The sequence below is a fragment of the Streptomyces altiplanensis genome (genome assembly GCF_053591575.1).
Window position 1 is genome coordinate 1 of sequence record NZ_JBSFUB010000052.1, and the last position, 15648, is coordinate 15648.

16 protein-coding genes are annotated in these 15648 nt (G+C 70.9%); 1 reads left to right on the forward strand and 15 read right to left on the reverse strand.

The genetic code is table 11. From position 1 onward, the window contains the following. Positions 1-72: 72 nt before the first annotated feature. The 12 genes from ACWD0Y_RS21955 to ACWD0Y_RS22010 all read right to left on the reverse strand — a co-directional run bounded on the left by ACWD0Y_RS21955 (position 73) and on the right by ACWD0Y_RS22010 (position 12257). Entirely contained in the window at positions 73-831 is a 759-nt protein-coding gene (locus ACWD0Y_RS21955) for a DUF3159 domain-containing protein (RefSeq protein WP_093798605.1), read from the reverse strand. 3 nt (positions 832-834) lie between these two features. Beyond that, positions 835-1233: an OB-fold nucleic acid binding domain-containing protein gene (locus ACWD0Y_RS21960; RefSeq protein ID WP_450262011.1), complete on the reverse strand. Its 399-nt coding sequence runs from the start codon at positions 1231-1233 to the stop codon at positions 835-837. 97 nt (positions 1234-1330) lie between these two features. Next, positions 1331-2017, reverse strand: a complete 687-nt coding sequence (locus ACWD0Y_RS21965) for a response regulator (RefSeq protein WP_450262012.1) — start codon at positions 2015-2017, stop codon at positions 1331-1333. Between the two features lie 49 nt (positions 2018-2066). Then, positions 2067-4610: an ATP-binding protein gene (locus tag ACWD0Y_RS21970; protein WP_450262013.1), complete on the reverse strand. Its 2544-nt coding sequence runs from the start codon at positions 4608-4610 to the stop codon at positions 2067-2069. 146 nt (positions 4611-4756) lie between these two features. Next, on the reverse strand, positions 4757-5491 hold the full coding sequence (locus tag ACWD0Y_RS21975; RefSeq protein ID WP_450262014.1) for an ABC transporter ATP-binding protein: 735 nt from the start codon (positions 5489-5491) through the stop codon (positions 4757-4759). Between the two features lie 68 nt (positions 5492-5559). After that, positions 5560-6237 (reverse strand): potassium-transporting ATPase subunit C, encoded by a 678-nt coding sequence (locus tag ACWD0Y_RS21980; RefSeq protein ID WP_450262015.1) that lies wholly within the window; start codon positions 6235-6237, stop codon positions 5560-5562. Positions 6238-6241: 4 nt separating this feature from the next. Next, complete coding sequence (gene kdpB / locus ACWD0Y_RS21985; protein ID WP_450262016.1) at positions 6242-8362, reverse strand: potassium-transporting ATPase subunit KdpB; 2121 nt, start codon at positions 8360-8362, stop codon at positions 6242-6244. Further along, complete coding sequence (gene kdpA / locus ACWD0Y_RS21990; protein ID WP_450262017.1) at positions 8359-10038, reverse strand: potassium-transporting ATPase subunit KdpA; 1680 nt, start codon at positions 10036-10038, stop codon at positions 8359-8361. The genes kdpB and kdpA overlap by 4 nt, the downstream gene beginning before the upstream one ends. Before the next feature lie 8 nt (positions 10039-10046). Beyond that, complete coding sequence (gene kdpF, locus ACWD0Y_RS21995) at positions 10047-10136, reverse strand: K(+)-transporting ATPase subunit F (RefSeq protein ID WP_450262018.1); 90 nt, start codon at positions 10134-10136, stop codon at positions 10047-10049. 294 nt (positions 10137-10430) lie between these two features. Then, positions 10431-11201: a DUF3710 domain-containing protein gene (locus tag ACWD0Y_RS22000; RefSeq protein WP_450262019.1), complete on the reverse strand. Its 771-nt coding sequence runs from the start codon at positions 11199-11201 to the stop codon at positions 10431-10433. Between the two features lies 1 nt (position 11202). Next, on the reverse strand, positions 11203-11718 hold the full coding sequence (dut, locus tag ACWD0Y_RS22005) for a dUTP diphosphatase (RefSeq protein ID WP_344490385.1): 516 nt from the start codon (positions 11716-11718) through the stop codon (positions 11203-11205). After that, entirely contained in the window at positions 11715-12257 is a 543-nt protein-coding gene (locus ACWD0Y_RS22010; protein WP_093803255.1) for a PaaI family thioesterase, read from the reverse strand. Before ACWD0Y_RS22010 ends, dut begins: the two co-directional genes overlap by 4 nt. Positions 12258-12381: 124 nt before the next feature. Between ACWD0Y_RS22010 and ACWD0Y_RS22015 the strand changes: the two genes are divergently transcribed. Continuing rightward, a complete protein-coding gene (locus tag ACWD0Y_RS22015; RefSeq protein WP_450262020.1) occupies positions 12382-12840 on the forward strand; it encodes a DUF3093 domain-containing protein in 459 nt (152 codons plus the stop codon). A 9-nt stretch (positions 12841-12849) separates the two neighbouring features. Here the strand turns inward: ACWD0Y_RS22015 and ACWD0Y_RS22020 are convergent, their stop codons facing one another. The 3 genes from ACWD0Y_RS22020 to ACWD0Y_RS22030 all read right to left on the reverse strand — a co-directional run bounded on the left by ACWD0Y_RS22020 (position 12850) and on the right by ACWD0Y_RS22030 (position 15645). Beyond that, positions 12850-13704 carry a hypothetical protein gene (locus ACWD0Y_RS22020; protein ID WP_450262021.1) on the reverse strand — a complete coding sequence of 285 codons (855 nt, stop codon included), beginning with the start codon at positions 13702-13704 and terminating at the stop codon, positions 12850-12852. A 12-nt stretch (positions 13705-13716) separates the two neighbouring features. Then, entirely contained in the window at positions 13717-14013 is a 297-nt protein-coding gene (locus ACWD0Y_RS22025; protein WP_028814145.1) for a DUF4193 domain-containing protein, read from the reverse strand. Positions 14014-14406: 393 nt separating this feature from the next. After that, on the reverse strand, positions 14407-15645 hold the full coding sequence (locus tag ACWD0Y_RS22030) for a sensor histidine kinase (RefSeq protein ID WP_450262022.1): 1239 nt from the start codon (positions 15643-15645) through the stop codon (positions 14407-14409). Positions 15646-15648: the final 3 nt, after the last annotated feature.

Genomic DNA, 15648 nt, shown 5'->3' on the forward strand with positions numbered 1-15648 from the left:
TATCTTGGTTTCGTTTTCGTCGTTCCCTGCGCGTGCGGCCCCCGGGCCCCACTCACGTACGGACCGGGAGGATCAGGTCTCGTGCCGCGCCGCGGCGGCCGCGGCCGCCTTGCGCTCCTTCTCGGCCTTCTCCTGCGCCTCCATCTCGGCGAACACGTCGATGGGCGGCGGCGCCTTCGCCAGGAAGACCCAGGTCAGGTAGACGGCGAGCAGGAACGGCGGGATCTTCAGCGCGACCAGGACCCAGCCGAGCTGGGTGGTGTCCGCCCACCAGTACAGCGGGAAGAGGATCGCGCACTTGCCGAGCAGGATCAGGCCCCAGGCCCAGCTCGCCTTGGCGTACGCCTTCTTGCGCCCGGGGTTGCGCGTCCGCCAGGAGAGGTTCTCCTTGAAGATCGGGCCGAGGATCAGGCCGATCAGCGGGACGCCCGCGAGCGTGGTCACGATGTACGCGAGGGCGAGGCCCAGGGTGTAGATCATGCCCGGCAGGTAGAAGTCCTTGGCGTTGCCGGTCATCATCGCGAAGACGACACCGAAGGCGACTCCGAAGACCCCGCTGAAGGCGTGCTTGACGGTGTCCCGGCGGATCAGCCGTACGGCGACGAGCAGCAAGGACACCGTGAGGGCGGCGATGGCCGAGACGTGCAGGTCCTTGTTGATCGTGAAGATGGTCACGAACAGCAGGCCGGGGAGCACGGTCTCCACCATGCCCCTGAGGCCGCCGAAGGCCTCGAAGAGGGCGGCCTCCGTGACGGCCTTCGCGTCCTGGGCGTCCTGAGCGGCTGCTGCGCTGTCGTGATCCGTCGCGGTCGGCTTGTCGAGAGACGTCACCGGCTACTCCTGTCCGAGCGGTCGGAGTTCGTATTTGGGATTGAAGAGCACCCGGCGGCCGTGACTCATGGAGACCCGGCCCGAGGCGATGAGCCTGCGGCCCGGTTCTATGCCCACGATGGAACGGCGGCCCAGCCACACCACGTCCAGCGGCGCGGTGCCGTCGAACAGCTCCGCCTCCAGGGCGGGTACACCGGCGCGAGGGCGCAGGGTGACCGTGCGCAGGGTACCGGTCACCTTCACCACCTGGCGGTCGTCGCAGTCGCAGATGCGGGAGCACCCCGCGGCCTGGGCGTCCTCCTGCAGCTCCGCGGAGTGCAGGTCCTCCTGCGAGGTGGACAGCCGGTCGAGCATCCGGCGGAACCTGCCGGCCGGCTTCTCCGAACGTGGTACGGCACTCATACACGAAGCGTACCGGGGAGCGGGCCCGCCCGGATCACACCGGACCGGCCCCGCATCGCACCGGACCGGCCCCGGATGGCACCGGGCCGGCGCCGCCTCACCGCTCGAAGCGGTATCCCATGCCGGGTTCGGTGACGAAGTGCCTGGGGTGCGAGGGGTCCGCCTCCAGTTTGCGGCGCAGCTGCGCCATGTAGACCCGCAGGTAGTTGGTCTCGGTGCCGTACGAAGGGCCCCAGACCTCCTGGAGGAGCTGCTTCTGGCTGACCAGGCGGCCCGTGTTCCGTACGAGCACCTCCAGGAGGTGCCATTCGGTGGGCGTCAGCCGTACGTCCCTGCCGTCGCGGTGCACCTTCTTCGCGGCCAGGTCGACGGTGAAGTCGCCGCCCGCGTCGACGAGCACGTCGTCCTCGGTGGCGCCGGCCGGCTCGGCCCTGCGGACCGCGGCGCGGAGCCTGGCGAGCAGCTCGTCCATGCCGAAGGGCTTGGTGACGTAGTCGTCGGCCCCGGCGTCCAGCGCCTCCACCTTCTCGTCGGAGGTGTGGCGGGCGGAGAGCACCAGGATCGGTACGCGCGTCCAGCCGCGCAGCCCCCTGATCACCTCCACGCCGTCCATGTCGGGCAGGCCGAGGTCCAGGACGACCACGTCGGGGTGGCGGGCGGCCGCGAGCCGGAGCGCGGTCGCTCCGTCGGGGGCCGCGTCGACTTCGTACGTGCGCGCCTTCAGGTTGATCACGAGGGCGCGCACGATCTGCGGCTCGTCGTCGACCACGAGCACCCGGGTCATGGAATGCCTGCCTTTCTGCGGGACATGCGGAACAGCGTGGGCGCCCGGGTCATGAGGTGACCTGGGCGGGAAGACCGGGGCGTGCCGGGGAGTGTCCCGGGGCCGCCCTGAGGGTGAGGACCATCGTCATGCCGCCTCCGGGCGTGTCCTCGGCGGTCAGCGTGCCGCCCATGGACTCGACGAAGCCGCGGGCGACGGCGAGACCGAGGCCGACCCCGGCCCCGCGCGGGGCGTCGCCGTAGCGCTGGAACGGCTCGAAGATCCGCTCCTTGCCGTCGTCCGGCACGCCGGGTCCGCGGTCCGCGACGCGCAGCTCGACACGGTCGCCGAGCGCGCTCGCGGCGACGGAGACGGGGGTGCCGCCGGGACTGTATTTGACGGCGTTCTCGACGATGTTGGCGACGGCGCGTTCGAGGAGCCCCCGGTCGACGGCCACCATCGGCAGGGACTCCGGGATGTCGAGGCCGACGCTCTCGGCCGGCACGCCGACCAGGGCCATCGGAACGACCTCGTCGAGGTCGGTCTCGCGGAGGAGCGGGGTGACGGTGCCGGTCTGGAGCCTGGACATGTCGAGGAGGTTGCCGACGAGGTGGTCGAGGCGGTCCGCGCCCTCCTCGATGCTCGCGAGCAGTTCCGCCTCGTCGGCCTGCGACCAGGCCACGTCGTCGGAGCGCAGGGACGACACGGCGGCCTTGATCGCGGCCAGCGGTGTACGCAGGTCGTGGCTGACGGCGGCGAGCAGGGCGGTGCGGATGCGGTTGCCCTCGGCGAGCTTGCGCGCCCCCTCGGCCTCCCCGACCAGGCGCTGCCGGTCGAGTACGACGGCGGCCTGGGCGGCGAAGGCGCCGAGCACCCGGCGGTCCTCGGCGGGCAGCACGCGGCCGGAGAGCGCGAGCGCCATGTGGTCGCCGATGGGCATGTCCACGTCGGCGTCCTCGGGGCGGCCGAGCGGCCTGGGCCCGACGCCGGCGGCGCAGGTCCAGGGGTCGACGTCGCTCGCGCGTTCCAGCAGCGCCACGGACTCCATGGCGAAGGTCTCCCGGACCCGCTCCAGGAGGGCGTCCAGGGTCGTCTCGCCGCGCAGGACGCTGCCCGCGAGGAAGGAGAGGATCTCGGACTCGGCGCGCAGCCGGGCGGCCTGGTGGGTGCGGCGGGCGGCCAGGTCGACCACGGAGGCGACCGCGACGGCCACCGCGAAGAAGATCACTATGGCGACGATGTTCTTCGGGTTGCTGATCGTCAGGGTGTGGGTGGGCGGCGTGAAGTAGTAGTTCAGCAGGAGCGAGCCGACGGCGGCCGAGGCGAGCGCGGGCAGCAGTCCGCCGAGCAGGGCCGCGACGACGGTGAGGAAGAGGAAGAGCAGGACGTCGTTGGCGAGCCCGGGGCCGTTCTCCATGCTGGTGAGCAGCAGCGAGAGCAGGACGGGCGCGACGACGCCGACCAGCCAGCCGGAGACGATCCGGGCCCGGCCGAGGCGGGCGCCGCGGGCGACGGGCAGGCCCCGGCCCTTGGCGACGTGGTCGTGGGTGACGATGTGGACGTCCAGGTCGGGTCCGGACTCGCGGGCCACGGTGGCGCCGACGCCGGGGCCGAAGACGTACTGCCAGGTCTTGCGTCGGCTGGAGCCGAGCACGATCTGGGTGGCGTTGACACCGCGGGCGAACTCCAGCAGCGAGGAAGGGACGTCGTCGCCTATGACGTGGTGGAAGGTGCCGCCGAGGTCCTCGACGAGTGTGCGCTGTACGGCGAGTTCCTTGGGCGAGGCCGAGGTCAGCCCGTCGCTGCGGGCGACGTAGACGGCGAGGATCTCGCCGCCGGAGCCCTTGGCCGCCATGCGCGAGGCGCGGCGGATGAGCGTACGGCCCTCGGGTCCGCCGGTGAGGCCCACGACGATGCGCTCGCGCGCCTGCCAGGTGGAGCGGATGTTGTGCTCGCCGCGGTACTGCTGGAGGTACTCGTCGACGCGGTCGGCGACCCACAGGAGCGCCAGTTCGCGCAGCGCGGTGAGGTTGCCGGGGCGGAAGTAGTGGGACAGGGCGGCGTCGAGCTTGTCCGGCTTGTATATGTTGCCGTGGGCCATGCGGCGGCGCAGCGCCTGGGGCGACATGTCGACCAGCTCGATCTGGTCGGCGCGGCGGACGACCTCGTCGGGTACGGTCTCCCGCTGCCGTACGCCGGTTATCGACTCGACGACGTCGCCGAGGGACTCCAGGTGCTGGATGTTGACCGTGGAGATGACGTCGACGCCCGCCTGGAGCAGTTCCTCGACGTCCTGCCAGCGCTTGGCGTTGCGCGAACCGGGGACGTTGGTGTGGGCGAGTTCGTCGACGAGGGCGACGGCGGGACGGCGTTCGAGGACCGCGTCGACGTCCATCTCGGTGAAGACCGTGGAGCGGTACTCGATCGTGCGGCGCGGGATGTGCTCCAGACCGTGCAGCATCACTTCGGTGCGCGGCCGGTCGTGGTGCTCGACGAAGGCGACGACGCAGTCGGTGCCGCGCTCGACCCGGCGGTGGGCCTCGGAGAGCATGGCGTACGTCTTGCCGACACCCGGCGCCGCGCCGAGGTATATCCGAAGCTTGCCGCGTCCCATGGCCCCATTGTCTTCCAGCGAGGTGCTGCGGCCCGATGGGCCGGCTCTGGTGAAGCTACATCCCCGGAATACGACAAAACAGGCGGAGGGCGGGGATCAGGTGCGTATTGACACGACTCTGACGCCCGTCGGCGGCCCTCTCGGACTCAGACGTGCTCGACGAGGTGGCCGTCGCCGAGTTCGAGCACCCGGTCGGCGAGCCCCAGGAGCTGGGCGTCGTGCGTGGCGACCAGCGCGGTGACGCCCTCACTCCGTACGACCGCCCGCAGCAGCTCCATCACGGCGAGGCCGGTCTCCGCGTCGAGCTGGCCGGTGGGCTCGTCCGCGATCAGCAGCGCCGGCTTGTTGGCGAGCGCGCGGGCGATGGCGACACGCTGCTGCTGGCCGCCGGAGAGCTCGCCGGGGCGCTGCGCCGCGTGGTCGGCCAGGCCGACGAGGTCGAGCAGCAGCTCGACGCGCTCCTCGCGCGCCTTGGGGTCGGTCCTGCGCAGCCGCATGGGTACGCCGACGTTCTCGGCGGCGGTGAGGATGGGGATCAGGCCGAAGGACTGGAAGATGAAGCCGATGCGGTCGCGGCGCAGTGCGAGCAGGCCGTCCTCGCCGAGGCCCGCCAGTTCCGTGCCGTCGACGACGACGCGGCCCCGGTCGGCGGCGTCGAGGCCGCCGACCAGGTTGAGCAGGGTCGTCTTGCCGGAACCCGACCGGCCCTTGAACGCGACGAGCTCGCCGCGCGGCACGCGGAAGGAGACACCGCGCAGCGCGTGGACGGCCGCCGCCCCCGTGCCGTAGGAGCGGTGCAGGTCCGTCACCTCGACCATGGGCCCCGCGGCCGGATCCGCGGTCACGGCCGTGCCGACGCCGCCCCTGGTGCTCTCGCCCATACGTGCTCCCCCGTGCGGTGGTCCGGCCGGGCGCCAGTATGGTCACGCCGGGTCCGGACCCGCAACGGTCAGCGCCCGGCCACGAGTTCCCTGAGCGCGATGTTGAGCCCGAGGACGTTCACCCGGGGCTCCCCCATGAAGCCGAGGGTCCGTCCTTCGGTGTGGTCCTCGACCAGCTTCTCCACCTGCCGGGCGTCCAGGCCGTTCCTCTCGGCGACGCGGGGCACCTGGAGGGCGGCGTACCGGGGGGAGATGTGCGGGTCCAGTCCCGAGCCGGAGGAGGTGACGGCATCGGCCGGCACGTCCGCGGGCCCGACCCGGTGACCGGCTGTGGAGTTGTCCCTGATGACGGCGGCCCTGGCCTCCTTCACCCAGGCGATCAGCTCCTCGTTGTCGCCGGAGCGGTTGGTCGCGCCGGAGAGGAGGAGCTTGTACTGCGTGTTGACGGTATTGGCGCCCAGCCCGTTGGACGGGCGTGGCTGGAACCACTTCAGGTCGGGGGCAGGTGTCTCCTGGCCGGGCTCGAGGGGCAGGTCATAGCGCTGGCCGATGAGTTCGGAGCCGACGACCCTGCCTCCGGACCTGACTTCTGAGCCGTTGGCCCGGTGCGGGAAGAGGGCCTGCGCGGCGCCGGTGACGGCGAGCGGGTAGAGGACGCCGCAGAGGGCGGTGAGGACGAGCAGGGCCCGGAGCGCGGCGCCGAGCAGCCGTACGGAGTTTCCCGGGTTTCCCGGTGAGTTGTTCATGACGTCACCCGATGCCGGGGATGGAGGAGATGACCAGGTCGATGATCTTGATGCCGATGAACGGCGTGACCAGGCCGCCGAGGCCGTAGACGCCGAGATTGCGCCTGAGCATCCGGTCGGCGCTCATCGGCCGGTAGCGCACGCCCTTCAGGGCGAGCGGCACCAGCGCGACGATGACCAGCGCGTTGAACACGACCGCGGAGAGGATCGCGGACTCGGGCGAGGCCAGGCCCATGATGTTGAGCCTGTCCAGGCCCGGGTACACGGCCGCGAACATGGCCGGGATGATCGCGAAGTACTTCGCGACGTCGTTGGCGATCGAGAACGTCGTCAGCGCGCCGCGCGTGATGAGCAGCTGCTTGCCGATCCCGACGATCTCGATCAGTTTGGTCGGGTCCGAGTCCAGGTCCACCATGTTCCCGGCCTCCTTGGCGGCCGAGGTGCCGGTGTTCATCGCCACGCCCACGTCCGCCTGCGCGAGGGCCGGGGCGTCGTTGGTGCCGTCACCGGTCATCGCGACGAGCTTGCCGCCGGCCTGTTCCCGTCTGATGAGGGCCATCTTGTCCTCGGGGGTGGCCTCGGCGAGGAAGTCGTCGACACCGGCCTCCTCGGCGATGGCCCTGGCGGTCAGCGGGTTGTCACCCGTGACCATGACCGTCCTGATGCCCATCCGGCGCAGCTCGTCGAACCGCTCCCGCATGCCCTCCTTGACGACGTCCTTGAGGTGGACGACGCCCAGTACCCGGGCACCGTTCCCGTCCTCGCGGGCCACCAGCAGCGGCGTACCGCCGGCCTGGGAGATCCGGTCGGCGAGCGCCCGCGCGTCACCGGCCACCTCGCCGCCGTGTTCCTCGACCCAGGCCACGACCGCCCCGGTCGCGCCCTTGCGGACCCTGCGCCCGTCGACGTCCACACCCGACATCCGGGTCTGTGCGGTGAAGGGCACCCACGCGGCGCCCGTGAGCTCCCCCTGGTGGCGTTCGCGCAGTCCGTACTTCTCCTTGGCCAGTACGGTGATCGAACGCCCCTCGGGGGTCTCGTCGGCCAGCGAGGAGAGCTGTGCGGCGTCCGCGAGTTCGGCCTCGGCAACGCCCTTGACCGGCACGAACCCGGCGGCCTGCCGGTTTCCCAGCGTGATGGTGCCGGTCTTGTCGAGCAGCAGGGTCGACACATCGCCCGCCGCCTCGACCGCCCGCCCCGACATCGCCAGCACGTTGCGCTGTACGAGCCGGTCCATGCCGGCGATGCCGATCGCGGAGAGCAGCGCGCCGATGGTGGTCGGGATCAGGCAGACGAGCAGCGCGATCAGCACGGTCATCGGCTGCTCGGCGCCCGCGTGGGCCGCGAACGGCTGGAGTGTGACGACCGCGAGCAGGAAGACGACGGTCAGGGAGGCGAGCAGGATGTTCAGGGCGACTTCGTTGGGCGTCTTCTGCCGGGCCGCGCCCTCGACCAGGCCGATCATCCGGTCGACGAAGGTCTCGCCCGGCTTCGTCGTGACCCTGATGACGATGCGGTCGGAGAGGACCTTCGTACCGCCGGTGACGGCCGACCTGTCGCCGCCCGACTCCCGGATGACCGGGGCGGACTCGCCCGTGATCGCGGACTCGTCGACGGACGCGACCCCTTCGACGACATCGCCGTCGCCGGGGACGGTGTCGCCCGCCTCGCAGACCACCAGGTCGCCGACGCGCAGGCCGGTGCCCGGCACCCGCTCCTCGGCGGGGCCGTTCAGCCGTCGCGCCACCGTCTCGGTCCTGGCCCTGCGCAGGGTGTCGGCCTGCGCCTTGCCCCGGCCCTCGGCGACGGCCTCCGCGAGATTGGCGAAGACCGTGGTCAGCCACAGCCAGGCGGTGATCGCCCAGCCGAACCAGTCGGTGGGGTCGGCGAGGGCGAAGGCGGTGGTCAGTACCGATCCCACCCACACCACGAACATCACGGGTGACGTGACCATCACCCGCGGGTCGAGCTTCCTGATCGCGTCGGGGAAGGACGTGAGCAGTTGCCCCGGATCGAACAGACCTCCGCCGACACGGCCGCCGGCGGCATCGGGCCTGTGCCCGGCCGGCGCGTCCGGGTGCGGCGCGTCCTGGTGCGGCGCGCGGGCCGCGGTGTCGGTACTCATGACGCGAGCCCTTCGGCGAGCGGGCCCAGTGCGAGGGCCGGGAAGTAGGTCAGACCGGCGATGATCATGATGGTGGAGACCAGCACCCCGCTGAAGAGCGGCTTGTCGGTACGGAGGGTGCCCGCGGTCTCCGGCACCGGCCGCTGCTCGGCGAGCGAGCCCGCGAGTGCCAGGACGAACACCATCGGGAGGAAGCGGCCGAGCAGCATCGCGACACCGATGGTGCTGTTGAACCACTGCGTGTCGGCGTTCAGGCCGGCGAAGGCGCTGCCGTTGTTGCTGGCGCCCGAGGTGTAGGCGTAGAGGATCTCGGAGAAGCCGTGCGCGCCGGAGTTGGTCATCGAGCCGGCCGGGGTCGGCAGCGCCATCGCGGCCGCGGTGAAGGAGAGCACCAGCGCCGGGGTGATCAGGATGGAGCAGGCGGCGAACTTGATCTCGCGGACGCCGGTCTTCTTGCCCAGGTACTCGGGCGTACGGCCGACCATCAGCCCCGCGACGAACACCGCGACGACCGCCATGACCAGCATGCCGTAGAGGCCGGAGCCGACACCTCCGGGCGCGATCTCGCCCAGCTGCATGCCCAGCATGGTGATGCCGCCGCCGAAGCCGGTGTACGAGGAGTGGAAGGAGTTGACGGCGCCGGTCGAGGTGAGTGTGGTGGCCACCGCGAAGACCGACGAGCCGCCGATCCCGAAGCGGGTCTCCTTGCCCTCCGTCGCACCGCCCGCGAGGTCGAAGGCGGGGCCGCCGTGGTGGAACTCGGTCCACATCATCAGGGCGGTGAAGCCGAGCCAGATGGCCGCCGTCGCGGCGAGGATCGCGTAGCCCTGACGCAGGTTCCCGGTCATGCGGCCGAAGGTCCGGGTGAGCGCGAACGGGATGAGGAGGATCAGGAAGATCTCGAAGAGGTTCGAGAAGGGGGTCGGGTTCTCGAAGGGGTGGGCGGAGTTGGCGTTGAAATAACCGCCGCCGTTGGTGCCCAGCTCCTTGATGACCTCCTGCGACGCGACCGCGCCGCCGTTCCACTGCTGCGCACCGCCCGTGCTGTGCCCGTCCAGGAACTGCCCGACCTCATGGATCCCGGCGAAGTTCTGGATCGCGCCGCACGCCACCAGCACGAGCGCGCCGATCACCGAGAGGGGCAGCAGGACGCGGACCACTCCGCGCACGAGGTCGGCCCAGAAGTTGCCCAGCTCACCGGTGCGGGACCCGGCGAAGCCCCGTACGAGAGCCACCGCGACGGCCATGCCGACCGCCGCGGAGACGAAGTTCTGCACGGCGAGGCCGCCGGTCTGCACGACGTGGCCCATGGCCTGTTCGCCGTAGTACGACTGCCAGTTGGTGTTGGCGACGAAGGACGCGGCGGTGTTGAACGCCTGGTCCGGATCGATGGAGGAGAAACCGAGCGAGCCGGGGAGGGAGCCCTGGACGCGCTGGAGCAGATAGAGGAAGAGGACGCTCACCGCGGAGAAGGCGAGGACCCCGCGCAGGTACGCGGGCCAGCGCATCCGCGCGGTGGGGTCGGCGCCGACCGCCCGGTAGATCCACTTCTCCACCCGCAGATGGGCCGGAGAGGAGTAGACGCGGGCCATGTGGTCGCCGAGGGGCCGGTAGACCAGGCCGAGCGCCACGACGAGCGCGAGGAGCTGGAGCACGCCGGCGAGGACAGGACTCATGACGGGGCTCAGAACCTCTCCGGGTGCACGAGGGCGAGGACGAGGTAGCCCAGCAGGGAGACGGCCACGACCAGCCCGACGATGTTCTCGGCAGTCACAGCTTCGTCACCCCCTTGGCGACGAGTGCCACCAGCGCGAAGACCGCGAGTGTGGTGACGACGAAGGCCAGGTCGGCCATCGGGTGCTCCTGGATGAGGTACGGATTGTCTGACCTCCCGAGGAAACCCCCTCCCCCGCCGGACCGGGCCGTCCGTTGACACCTCCCATACGGCCGGGGGCGCCGCGTTGACGAGATCCATGCGGAACGCAGAAGCCGGTGGGCCGCACCCCCGGTTCGGGAGTACGGCCCACCGGCCTCTCTGCTGTGGTTCGGCTTCGCCGGACCAGGACGGTCAGCGCACCTCGGTGATCTCGGGACCACGCTGCAGCTGTCCCATCCCGCCGGAGAAGCGCGAGCCCTCCTGCTCCTCCTGCTGGACGCCCTCGGGCACCATCTGCGCGTCGTTCGGCAGCTTGAGGACGATCGGGTCACGCGGCGCCATCGGCCCCTCGCCCCGTACGACCACGGTGTCCTTGAAGACGTGCTCCAGCACGCCCGCGGCCTCCGGGTGCACCGCGCCCTGGCCGGAGATCACTCCGCGCAGGAACCAGCGCGGCCCGTCGACGCCGACGAAGCGCACCATCTGCACGCCGCCCGTGCCGTCCGGCAGCTGTACGGGCACCTGGGCCCGCAGCTCCCAGCCCAGCGGGCCCTCGACCTCGTCGATGACGCCGCCCTGCTGGGTGATGCCCGACGCGATCTCCTCGCGGACCTCGCCCCAGATGCCTTCCTTCTTGGGTGCCGCGAAGGCCTGGAGCTGGACGGCGCTGTCGCGCAGCACGACCGTCGCCGCGACGATCGCGTCACCCGCGACCTCGACCCGCAGTTCCATGCCCTCGACTCCGGGCACGAACATCCCGCCCAGGTCGACCCGGCCCTCGCCGGGCTCCATGACCTCGGACACGTCCCACGGACCGTCCGGGCGGGGCGCCGGCGGCAGGTTCACCCTGCGGGCCGACCCGTCGCCGTCGGCGGCCTCGTCAGGCTCGACGTCGTCGACGACCTGCTCGGCCTCGCCCGCCATGTCCTGGGCGGATTCGCTCTTCTTGCGACGTCCGAACACGTCACTGTCCTTCCCGGTCGGATACGACCGATGCGTATCGATTCCCACCCGTCCGGCCGTCCACGGCGGCATGACCGCCGGTGGAACCGAAGCCCCCCTCGGCCCGCGCCGATCCGGGAAGCTCCGCGACCTCGTGGAAGCGCACCTTCTCGACCTGCTGGACGACCAGTTGGGCAATCCGGTCGAAGCGCTCGAACCGCACACTTTCGCGCGGGTCGAGATTGACCACGATCACCTTGATTTCCCCACGGTACCCGGCATCCACCGTCCCCGGGGCATTCACGAGGGCGACTCCGCAGCGGGCGGCGAGACCGGACCGCGGGTGCACGAAGGCCGCGTACCCGTCGGGCAGCGCGACAGACACCCCGGTGGGGAGGACCGCGCGTTCGCCGGGAGCGAGTTCGGCGGCTTCCGTGGTGACCAGGTCGGCTCCCGCGTCGCCCGGATGTCCGTACGAGGGCAGCGGTACGTCGGGGTCGACCCGGCGGATCAGCACGTCGACAGGGTTACGGGTCACGGGTTCACCTCGAAGGCGCGGGCGCGCCGGGCCTGGTCGGGGTCGGCCATCGCCGCCCGGATCTCCTCCGGGCGGCCGTTCTCGATGAAGTGGTCGACCTTGACTTCGATGAAGAGGGCGTCGGCGCGGACGGCCACGGGCCCGTCGGGGCCGCCGATCCGTCCGGTCGCCGTGGAGTAGATCTTGCGACCGTGCACCGCGGTCACCTCGGCGTCGAGGTGCAGCACGGTGCCGACCGGCACGGGGCGTACGAAATCGGTCTCCAGCCGGCCGGTCACCGCGATCACCCGCAGCAGCCAGTTCAGCGAGCCGAGCGTCTCGTCGAGCGCCGTGGCCAGTACGCCGCCGTGCGCGAGCCCGGGAGCACCCTGGTGGGCGGCCTTGACCGTGAACTCGGCCGAGACCTGTACGCCTTCACCGGCGCGAGCCTGGAGGTGCAGCCCGTGGGGCTGGCCCCCGCCGCAGCCGAAGCAGTGCTCGTAGTGCGCGCCGAGGAGCTCTCCGGGCGGCGGTGCGTCGGGGTGCCTGACCGGGGCTATGGCGTCGGCCGGGGGGATCAGGGCCGCGGGCCCGGGGGCCGTCTCCCGGGGGTTCTCAGTACTCACAGGCGCAGACCTTACCCGCGCGGGTACGCGCAGGTCGCGCCGTGTCAAGCTTGGTTTCATGCAGCCTTCAGCCCCGCAGTACGCAGAACGTCTGACCGCACCCCGTTCCTGGTGGGTCATCGCCGGGCTCCTCGGCATCGCGGGCGGGCTGATGCTGCTGCCCCTGGGCGTGCTGCCGATGCTCGGCGGGCTGATCGGCGCCGGCGCGCTCGCCGCCGCGGGTGTGAGTGCGTACGGCTCCCAGCAGATCCGGGTCGTCGGGGACGCGCTGATCGCGGGCAACGCCCGCATCCCGGTCTCCGCGCTCGGCGAGGCCGAGGTGCTGGGCGCCGAGGAGGCCCGCGCCTGGCGGTCCCACAAGGCCGATACGCGCGCCCACATGCTGCTGCGCAGCTACATCCCGGGAGCGCTGCGCGTGGAGGTCACCGACCCGGCCGATCCGACGCCGTACCTGTACCTCTCGACCCGTGACCCCGAGGGCCTGGCCGCGGCTCTCGCGGCCGTACGGGCGGGCTGAGCGGGGCGGCTAGCCCTCCAGCTCCTTGCGGCCCCGACCGGGCTCGACCGGGGGCTGCTCCAGGGGCGGCAGCTCGGGCAGCGCGTCCCAGGGGATCTGGGTCCGGCGCAGGTCCGCGCGGACCCGTTCGGCGAGCTTCCTGGTGTCGCGCCGGTTCATCACGGCGCCGACGGCGGCGCCGACCATGAACGGCATGAGGTTCGGCAGGTTGCGGACCATGCGTTTCATGATCTGCTGCCGCAGCTGGCGCTTCATCTGGCTGCCGAGCGCGGTGTCGTACGTGGCCGGTCTGGTCACGTCGATGCCCCGCTCGTGGGACCAGGCGTTGAGGTAGGCGGTGGAGCGCTGGGCGAGGTTTCCGGGCGGCCGCATGCCGTAGACCTCGTGCAGCTCCGCGATGAGTTTCAGCTCTATCGCGGCGACGCCGGTGATCTCGGTAGCCAGCTCGGCCGGCATGGCGAGGGGTACGGGCAGCATGGCCGCCGCACCGACGCCCGCCCCCACGGTGGAGGTGCCGTTGGCCGCACCCGCCACCAGTCTGTCGGCGATCTGTTCCGGGCCGAGGCCCGGGAACTGCTTGCGCAGGGTCGGCAGGTCACGTACGGGAACGCGCGGCGCGTTCTCGATGATCCGGTCGGCGAGGAAGCCGATACCGGCCTTCGCGCTCTCGCCGCCCCTCCGTACGCCCTGCCTGACAGCCGCCAGGCGCCGGGCCCCGGCCGGGGACCCTTCCGCCACTTCGAGCGAGGCCGTCAGGCCCCGCTCGTCGTCACGTGCGCCGACGGCCGCGCTCACGTCTTGCTGCGCCTCCGGGGAATCCTTCCTCCGGAAGCGCTTCTTCCTGGACGGTGTCGCGCCTGCCACGGCCGGCCCGACCTAGTCGCAGTCGCGGCAGATCGGCTGACCGTTCTTCTCCCTGGCCAGCTGGGAACGGTGGTGCACGAGGAAGCAGCTCATGCAGGTGAACTCATCGGCCTGCTTGGGCAGGACACGCACGGCGAGCTCTTCGTTGGAAAGGTCGGCGCCGGGCAGTTCAAGCCCTTCCGCCGCCTCGAATTCGTCCACGTCAACGGCCGATGCCGTCTTGTCGCTCCGACGCGCCTTGAGCTCTTCAAGACTGTCGGAATCGACGTCGTCATCGGTCTTGCGTGGGGTGTCGTAATCCGTTGCCACTGTCGCTCTCCCCCTCTGGGTAGTTGCGGTGTCTCAGCGCACGTAACGCGTGAGAGGCCGGACTTGTGCCCGACCTGAGGCGGAGATTTTGCCTCACATCAAGGTCTGTTACTCAATCGACACCCAACCGGTCCCCTGCGGAGTGGTCGGTTTGGATGGCGATCGGGACCGTACACGGTCCGAATGTCGCACTTCACGGGCGCCACCCCGTGTACTTCCCGTGATGCCACCCCCAGGAAACCCGGACTTTTCCCTGCTTTCCGGGGGAGTTGGCGATCACGGAGTGTAGATGGCCGGAAATCCGAGCCTGTGATAGATCACACACAGAACCCTCCGGACCAGGTCTTGAAAATTCCGCTTAAAGCGAACGGATTGACGCCTGCGCGAAACGTCTCAGATCGGGAGGGTGACGCGCATCACCAGGCCGCCGCCCTCGCGGGGCTCCGCGATGATACGGCCTCCGTGGGCCCTCGCGACGCTCCGCGCGATGGACAGGCCCAGACCCACGCCCTTGTCGCTGCCGGTGCGCTCCGTACGCAGGCGTCTGAACGGCTCGAAGAGGTTGTCGATCTCGTACGCGGGAACCATTGGTCCCGTGTTCGAGACCACCAGGAGCGCCTGGCCGGGCCGGCTCTCGGTGGTGACCTCGACCCAGCCGTCCTCGGGGACGTTGTAGCGCACGGCGTTCTGCACCAGGTTGAGGGCGATCCGCTCCAGCAGTACGCCGTTGCCCTGCACGACGGCGGGCGCCCGCTCGCCGCGGATCTCCACACCCTTGGCCACCGCCTCGCCGTGCACTTGGTCGATGGCGCGTGAGGCGACCTCGGCCAGGTCCACCGGCTTGCGCTCGATGATCTGGTTCTCGCTGCGGGCGAGCAGCAGCAGGCCCTCCACGAGTTGCTCGCTGCGCTCGTTGGTGGCCAGGAGCGTCTTGCCGAGCTGCTGGAGCTCGGGGGGCGCCCCCGGATCGGACAGGTGGACCTCCAGCAGCGTCCTGTTGATCGCGAGCGGCGTGCGCAGCTCGTGCGACGCGTTGCCCACGAACCGCTGCTGGGCGGTGAACGCCCGCTCCAGGCGGTCGAGCATCTCGTCGAAGGTGTCGGCGAGCTCCTTCAGCTCGTCGTCGGGGCCGTCCAGCTCGATCCGCCGGGTCAGGTCCGTTCCGGCCACCCTGCGGGCCGTACGCGTGATCCTGCCGAGCGGGGACAGGACGCGTCCCGCCATCGCGTAACCGAAGGCGAAGGCGATGATGCTGAGTCCGAGCAGGGCGAGCAGCGAGCGGCTGAGCAGCTCGTCGAGCGCCTGCTGGCGCTGGTCGTTGACGCAGGCGTTCATGGCCGCGTTGAACTGCTCGGGCGAGGCGTTGTCGGGCAGGCCCAGTCCGCACACCGCGCTCTCGACCTTGCCGCTCACGATCTTGAAGGGGAGCTCACTGCCCACCGCGAGGGCCTGGGCCGCCAGCAGGTAGATGATCGAGAGCAGCAGGATGCCGGCGATCAGGAACATGCCGCCGTACAGCAGGGTGAGCCGTATCCGGATGGTGGGGCGCAGCCAGGGGAAGGAGGGCTCGTGCTCCCTCGGGTCCCAGGTCGGTTTCGGCGGCGCCACGGGCGGCGCCGGAGTCGATGCCATCAC